The 8,008-nt window shown below is 43.5% G+C and carries 6 protein-coding genes and 1 pseudogene; 4 read left to right on the top strand and 3 right to left on the bottom strand.

Translation table 11 applies throughout. From position 1 onward, the window contains the following. Positions 1-517: 517 nt before the first annotated feature. Positions 518-1,393 (bottom strand): ABC transporter ATP-binding protein, encoded by an 876-nt coding sequence (locus O9324_RS09515; RefSeq protein ID WP_288140048.1) that lies wholly within the window; start codon positions 1,391-1,393, stop codon positions 518-520. Positions 1,394-1,554: 161 nt separating this feature from the next. Here O9324_RS09515 and O9324_RS09520 point away from each other — a divergent pair, with 161 nt between their 5' ends. Together O9324_RS09520 and O9324_RS09525 are read left to right on the top strand one after the other, a co-directional pair. Then, entirely contained in the window at positions 1,555-2,055 is a 501-nt protein-coding gene (locus O9324_RS09520) for a L,D-transpeptidase (RefSeq protein WP_287629212.1), read from the top strand. Between the two features lie 115 nt (positions 2,056-2,170). Continuing rightward, a complete protein-coding gene (locus tag O9324_RS09525; protein WP_002743903.1) occupies positions 2,171-2,425 on the top strand; it encodes a SemiSWEET transporter in 255 nt (84 codons plus the stop codon). A gap of 284 nt (positions 2,426-2,709) precedes the next feature. Here the strand turns inward: O9324_RS09525 and O9324_RS09530 are convergent. Next, positions 2,710-3,065, bottom strand: a pseudogene (locus O9324_RS09530) (transposase family protein); the annotation flags it as partial. A 199-nt stretch (positions 3,066-3,264) separates the two neighbouring features. Here O9324_RS09530 and gloB point away from each other — a divergent pair. After that, positions 3,265-4,038, top strand: coding sequence for a hydroxyacylglutathione hydrolase (gloB, locus tag O9324_RS09535; RefSeq protein WP_072926024.1), 774 nt, complete (start codon positions 3,265-3,267; stop codon positions 4,036-4,038). 193 nt (positions 4,039-4,231) lie between these two features. Here gloB and adhE read toward each other — a convergent pair whose 3' ends face one another. Further along, positions 4,232-6,898, bottom strand: a complete 2,667-nt coding sequence (adhE, locus tag O9324_RS09540) for a bifunctional acetaldehyde-CoA/alcohol dehydrogenase (RefSeq protein ID WP_288140049.1) — start codon at positions 6,896-6,898, stop codon at positions 4,232-4,234. 883 nt (positions 6,899-7,781) lie between these two features. On the opposite strand from adhE, the gene O9324_RS09545 reads away from it, so the two are divergent. Beyond that, the coding region (locus O9324_RS09545; RefSeq protein ID WP_287711049.1) for a transposase family protein at positions 7,782-8,008 on the top strand (227 nt) is incomplete at its 3' end.

Consider the following 8,008-nt stretch of genomic DNA (forward strand, 5'->3'; position numbering starts at 1 on the left):
TTTTGTCTATCGATCGAGGGAGTACTCTAGTTTTTATCCAGTCCCCGACGACTCTCCCTCTCCGGAAAAAGTTCCCTTCTTGGGCCATTTATCTGACCCAAAAAGCTTAAAAACCACTAAAAGCCTCTTTTTTTCGGGTTGAACTCGGTTTTTAGGGACATCCTCAGCTAATTGACCTAGACTCTAAGTAAGTGGTTCTGGTTAAATAGAGGATAGATTTTGCCTTTGATCCCCTTAATCAGGGGGGATAACTCCTTATGAAGGGGAGAAATCTGACAATTTTTAAAACCTACTTAATTAGCAAGTTTACCAATAAAATAGACATCAGAACGTAGGTTGGGTTGAAGCATGAAACCCAACGCCTGACAATTTTTAAAACCTACCCACTTAGCAAGTTTACCAATAAAATAGACACCAGATCAAAGCCAAGAAATGCCGATTTAAACAGAGCTAATCTCAGAAAAACCGGATTCAAAAACCGATAACTTAACAATTTACTAACGGACAAACCAAGAATCTAATCTAATTGATGTCCCGTCAGTTCCACGAAGATATCTTCGAGGTTGGAAGGGCGACACATTACTCCAGTTTTATCGCTCAAAGTGTCCAGATAAGAGTTAGCATCGGCCACGGTGGGGAAGAATTTATAATCGATTTTATCGCCAACTTGTTTGATAACTAACCCTTCGCCATACTTAGTGCGAAAATCCGTTAGAGTTCCTAATTCGATTAATTTGCCCGCATCCATAATGCCAATTCTGCCCGGTTTTCCCGTGGCGTTATCCTGACAGAGAAATTCCACTTCTTCCATGTAGTGAGTGGTTAACAAAATTGTCATTCCTTGCTGGTTTAAATCGCGAATTACTTCCCACAAACGACGACGATTTTGGGGATCTAAACCGACAGTCGGTTCATCGAGAAAGAGGATTTTTGGTTCGTGAAGAAGAGCGCGAGCAATCTGTAAACGTCGTTTCATCCCTCCGGAAAGAGTTTTGGCAAGGGCAGATTTTCGATCGCTTAAACTGACATAATCTAAATAGCGATCGATTAATTCCTGTCTCTGGGGATTGGGGATATGGTGCATCCGGCCGTGAAATTCCAGATTTTCCCAGACGGTTAATTCCCCATCAACGCTAATCTGTTGCAAGACTACCCCTATATTTTTCTTCACCTGATCGCGGTATTTTTTCACATCATACCCCGCCACTGCGATTTCTCCTTGACTTGCTTCGGTTAGGGTGATAATCATGCGGATTGTCGTCGATTTTCCCGCACCGTTGGGACCGAGTAAACCAAAGATTTCCCCTTTTTCGATAGCAAAGGAAAGCTCGTTAACTACCGGGAGATTGTTATAGATTTTAGAAACGCGATCGAGAGCAATAGCGGCGGTCATAGTTACAAAAGTTAATATTCCAGCTATGGATTAGTGTAACCGAATTAGCCCAACTCGACTGCGATTTTATCCTTCCCTCCCGCACTCACCATATCGACGGTTTGACATCCTCACAATCAGATTAGAATACGGATAAAAAATCTTGACTTTGCTGGTATCAGATGCGAGTTTTTCTGCCGATTCTCTGTTTATGTCTAGGAATAGGGGAATTTTTCCTCAATCCCCCCATTAGTCCCGTCAATTCCCTTCCCGCAACCACGGTAACTCGAACAGAAACCCGTTTGCTGCTGAATTTAAAAAAAAGACGGGTTTTTGTTTACCAAGGACAGAAAATAATCGCTTCTTACCCAGTGGCGATCGGTCGTCGGGGTTGGGAAACCCCAACGGGAGAATTTAGGGTGATTCAGATGGTGCGGGAACCAGTCTGGGAACATCCTTTCACCGGGCAACTGGTGCCATCGGGAAAAAACAACCCTTTAGGGGCGCGTTGGATCGGATTTTGGACCGATGGCGCCAATTTTATCGGTTTTCACGGTACACCGCAAGAAAATCTCATCGGCCGGGCCGTCTCCCACGGTTGCGTCAGGATGCGCGATCGAGATATAAAGGCTTTATTTGAAAGGGTAAAAATCGGCACTTCGGTGATAGTAATCGCTCAATAAGTAGGGTCTGCTGAAAAAGTTTCTTGGTGAGGTTAGGAGTCGGTCGTCGGTCGTCAGCAGTAATTTAGATAGTCAACAGTTTAAAATGAGAGAAACTAAGCCAAGAGGATAAGCGGTGAATATTATTGAACTAATCGGGATCGTGGCGGGAATATTAACCACTGTCTCCTTTTTACCCCAAGTGATTAAAACTTGGCGTTATCGTTCGGCTAAGGACTTGTCCCTAACTATGTTTATTTGCTTTTGTCTGGGGGTTTTTCTTTGGCTAATCTACGGGATTTATATGAGCAGTAAACCGATTATTGTCGCTAATTTTGTTACTTTTATCTTAGCGGGGACAATTCTCTATTTTAAGATTAAATATGATTAAAACAACTGACAATCCCTTGCCTCCCTATTTGCTCACGTCATGACAATTCTACAATTTATCCCCACATCTAGCCACGGAGAGCGGATTTTTAGGTTAATTTATCTCAAATGTCGGGGTGAAGACCCTCAGTTTTACTGATGGGATGAAACCGTTCGGCTGAACTCACGGCCGAAGCCCCGACCAACCTAGAACAGCACTTCGACAAGCTCAGTGACACGAAGCACGATTAAAGGTCTAAAAGTCCTATCGAACAATGTTTTTAGATTTATTCAGCCAACCCTATCTAGGGTGTTTTTGAGACTTTTTCCATCTATATATAATATAGCCAATTTATATCATCTCTTTGTCCATATTCTTGTAATGCCCATTCATTAAACACTTTTAACAAACTCTGCCATTTAACTCCCATCATTACCCTTCTAATTGTTGAATAGGATGGGACTCTTTCTGGAATTATGTTAAATTCTTGACTGAGCCTGTGCCGATTATTTTTAGCAAACTCTCCTAGCTCTCTATAACTTAAGTATCCTAGCATTGTTCCCAGTATTATTACTACTAATACTATCCATAAAGGGTGTCTTTTTCCTTGATCTTTCCGAAAGTCCTTGACTTGTTTCAGTTTTTCTATTAAGCTCAACATATATTTTAAAGGTTGGCGGTCACTTCTCATTTTACAAAGACAGTGATCGCTTTTACTTTTGATATTCTGATGGGAGAATGAAATAGCCCTACGTTGACGCGACCACCCTAAAAAAGTGGCGTGGTGAGGAATCGCCGTCCGTTTTACGCCGGCGAGGATGTCAAATGATCGAGTTAAACCTGAGCATCAAGATTCTACCATGGAGATCGAACGTCTTAACGCCCTTTCCGATAATTATATTTTCCTCCTCTACGATCGAGCGCAAAAAATCGCAGCCGTGGTGGATCCGGCGGAACCTGAACCCGTTTTCAGGCGATTAGAGGCTTTACAGGTGGATTTAGTCGCTATTTTCAATACCCATCACCACGGCGACCATGTGGGGGCTAATCAGGCTTTAATTAATCGTTATCCCCATCTTTGTGTTTATGGGGGAAAGGAGGATCGCGGTCGCATTCCGGGGCAGCAGCTGTTTTTAGCGGAGGGGGATCGGGTGGAATTTGCCGGTCGCTCGGCCGAGGTTTTCTTTGTCCCCGGCCACACTCGCGCTCATATTGCCTACTATTTTCCCCCAGTTAACCCCGGAGATTACGGCGAGTTATTCTGTGGCGATACCCTGTTTTCGGGGGGTTGTGGTCGTTTATTTGAGGGAACACCGGGGCAAATGGTGGCTTCTTTAACTAAATTGCGATCGCTGCCTGACCAGACCAGGGTTTGGTGCGCTCACGAATATACGTTAAATAATTTAAAGTTTGCCTTGACAGTTGACCCTAATAATGCTGCTCTGCAACAGCGTTATCGGGAAGTGGAGAAAAATCGCGCCCAAGATCTTCCCACGATTCCAGCAATTTTGGGGACGGAAAAGCTGACTAATCCTTTTTTGCGTTGGGATAGTCCCGCTTTGGCAATGACCATGGATAGCAACGAACCAGTACAAGTGTTTGCACGGCTGCGGGGGAAAAAAGATAATTTTTAAGTGGTAGCTAAGTAGGTAGGTGTTAAAAACTGTCAAAACCCCCCTGATTAAGGGGGGTAGGGGGGATATCCCCTGATTAAGGGGGGTAGGGGGGATATCCCCTGATTAAGGGGGGTAGGGTTGATTGATGGTAGGGTTGATTCATGAATCAACCCTACTAGGGGGTAGGGGAGATCAAAGGCAAAATCTATCTCTAAAAGCTCAAAGGTTGCGGATCTAACTTCAAATCGGCAAGACTGACATCACCGTGACCATTTACCGCCACCTCTAGGGGCAAATTGCCGTGATAAGCTTGGATTAACAGGTTTTTTAAGTCCTCGATCAGGGGATAACGGGGATTGGCTCCAGTACACTGATCATCGAAAGCTTGTTCAGCTAAATGGTCTAATTTGGCCATAAATTCGGCTTCACTTTCGGGAATTACCTCTTTAATACTGGCCGGAATACCGATTTCCCGTTTTAAACATTCGATCGCTAATACTAATCTTTCCACACTTTCGGTCTCGCTTTCTCCTCCCAATCCCAGGGAATGGGCGATCCTGGCATAGCGCCATTTTACGTTAGGATATTTGTACTGAGAGAAGGTGGCCTGTTTAAAGGGGGCATCGGTGGCATTATAGAGGATGACGTGGGAAATCATCAAAGCATTGGCCAGACCGTGGGGAATGTGGAAAATTGCCCCCAATTGGTGGGCCATGGAGTGACAGATGCCTAAAAAGCCATTGGCAAAGGCCATTCCTGCCATTGTCGCCGCATAATGGACTTTTTCCCGCGCTTTCGGGTCTTTAGCTCCGTTATGATAGGAACTGGGCAAGTATTTAAACAGCAGTCGGATGGCATCTTGAGCAAGAGCATTAGTATATTCTGAGGCTAAAACCGAGACGTAGGACTCAAGAGCGTGAGTTAAAGCGTCAATTCCGCCGTAGGCTGTCAATTTTTTCGGCATATTCAGCACTAATTCCGGATCGACAATTGCCATGCTGGGAGTTAGGGCATAATCTGCCAAAGGATACTTAATATTATTACGGCGATCGGTCACGACGGCGAAGGGAGTCACTTCTGATCCTGTTCCCGAAGTGGTGGGAATACAAACCATCAGAGCTTTTTCGCCTAAAGGGGGCAATTCATAGACTCGTTTGCGGATATCCATAAAACGCATGGCCAAGCTCTCGAATTCTATCTCTGGATGCTCGTAGAGTAGCCACATGATTTTAGCCGCATCCATGGGGGAACCACCACCGATAGCGATAATTACATCGGGATTGAAGGTATTAATCACGCTTAAACCGCGTTCGACGGTTTCCAGGGAAGGATCGGGTTCCACATCATAAAAGATATTAACCGTGATGCCGATTTCTTCTAAAATTTCCTGTAAAGGTGCGGTAACTCCTAGGTCAAAAAGAGGTTTATCGGTGACAATAAAGGCCCGTTTTTTGCCGGCTAATTCCCGAATAGCGATCGGTAATGCTCCGTATTTAAAATATACTTTTGGTGGTACTCGGAACCAAAGCATATTTTCCCGGCGCTCGGCTACGGTTTTAATATTTAATAGATGGGTAGGTTCGACGTTTTCGCTGATGGAATTACCGCCCCAAGTGCCACAACCGAGGGTTAAACTAGGATCGAGACGGAAGTTATAGATATCACCAATTGCCCCCTGGGAAGAAGGGGTATTAATTAATACCCGGGCCGTTTCTACGTTGTCTTCAAAGCGCTTAATATTTTCCCGATTGGAGGGTGCGGTATAAAGCACGGCCGTATGACCTCGACCGGCAAATAAGACCAGTTTTTCGGCTTTTTTTACCCCATCTTCAAAGTCTTTTGCCCGGTACATGGCTAAAATTGGCGAGAGTTTTTCGTAGGAAAATGGTTCCTCTAAGCCAATATTTTCCACTTCTCCGATTAGTAAGCGGGTATCTTCGGGAACAGAAATTCCAGCCATGTCGGCTAATTTTTCTACCGGTTGACCGACGATATCGGGGTTGATATGACCATCTTTTAGGAGAATACCGACGACTTTTTGCCTTTCTTCGGGGGAAAGAAGATAGGCCCCGCGATCAATAAATTCCTGTCGAACTTCTTCATAGATGCTATCGACAACGATTACCGATTGTTCGGAGGCGCAAATCATGCCGTTATCGAAGGTTTTACTGAGAATAATCGAGGAAACGGCCATTTTTATGTGAGCGGTTTCGTCAATTAAAGCGGGGGTATTGCCGGCACCGACTCCTAAGGAAGGTCTTCCCGAAGAATAGGCCGCTTTTACCATACCGGGACCGCCGGTAGCGAGGATTAAATTAATGCAGGGATGTTGCATTAATGCTTGGGAAAGTTCCACCGATGGCTGATCGATCCAACCAATAATACCGGCCGGTGCGCCCGCTTTCACGGCCGCTTCCAAGACTATTTTGGCCGCCGCGATCGTGCAGTCTTTGGCTCGCGGATGGGGGGAAAAAATGATGCCGTTGCGGGTTTTCAGGGCAATTAGGGCTTTAAAAATGGCTGTAGAGGTGGGATTTGTGGTGGGTACGATCCCCGCTAAAATGCCCACGGGTTCGGCGATTTTTTGCAATCCAAAGGATTTATCTTCTTCGATAATGCCGCAGGTTTTGCTGTGTTTATACTTGTTGTAGATGATTTCTGAGGCAAAATGGTTTTTAATCACTTTATCCTCAATTACTCCCATCTCTGTCTCTTGTACGGCCATTTTAGCCAGGGGAATGCGAGCGTTGTTGGCTGCTAATGCCGCTTTTTTGAAGATAAGATCTACTTGTTCTTGGCTATAGTTGGCAAATTGTTGTTGAGCTTTTTTTACCTGTTGAATCAGTTCTTCTAGCTCTTGTCTATTGGTAACTGTCATAACAATTTTGTGGATGAAATTAGACATTTTATTTTCTTATAGCGTTTCTCGGCAAGGGATTCACTTAATCTTGGGATTTTCTTTATAGTCTCCTAAGAATTGGTATTATAGGATACTAATCCTAAATCCATTGAGCATAGGTGACATATCAGGACAGGCACTCATGCAAGAGGCACTCATGCAAAGGGGAGAATAAATAATCAGTTTTTAATAACTGGATTTAGTATAAATTAGGATTGACCAGTACCTAGAAAAAGTTTGAGGACAGAGACTCAATGATCAAGTTACCAGAAATTCAAGCCGTGTTCGAGAAGCTGGTTCTATTCCGCGCTCCTTGAGTGAAAAGTTTAAAGTTGATCACAGCTTGGCAACGGATTCAGGGTGAGATTCAACATCAAACTAGGATATCTCTACACTCTAGAAAATAAATATCTTCAGAGCCACCGAATCAAAGAGAATTAAATCACTCAATTTTGATGATATTTTGAATAATTAATCTAAACCCAGTTTCTTGGCGAAATTTTTCCATCCTCTCCTGTTGTGAAGTCTGAAAGTTAGGCTTTTTGTTATTAGCAATGTAGGCTTTTCTGGACGAATAATCCTCTATACCATGATTTTCAATAAATACCCGAATTGTGTTTCTTAGTTGCTCTTCTCCGTCTCCTACCCACCCCGAATTTTTCCCCTTTCGTTCTTTTAATTGGCTCTTCGGGAATTGTTATGCAAATAATTAACTTAAAATAAAATTCGATGAGAGTACCTAGTCTCAAAAATAGCTGACATCCATACAGGGAGACACTTACGGCACAAACAGGTTAATACCAAAAGATAGACAATTGAGTTAAAATTTGATATAATAGCCAAAAACCCGAGTATTTTACTTATGATGCTTGACAAATTTTTGAACCTAAAAGGAACGTCTATTCAAGGCTATCTACACCTAGAAAATATCGGTATAGTTTGCCGAATCGAATCGAAAAATCAAAAAGCCATCTGTCCTCGTTGTGGGTTAGAGAGCGATAAACTACACCAAAATCATCGACATTTAGTCAAAGATTTACCAATCTCAGGACAACCAGTGTACTTACAAGTTAATCGTCGTCAATTTAA

The organism is Microcystis sp. LE19-84.1B, assembly GCF_027531875.1.
Classification (GTDB): Bacteria; Cyanobacteriota; Cyanobacteriia; order Cyanobacteriales; family Microcystaceae; genus Microcystis; species Microcystis panniformis.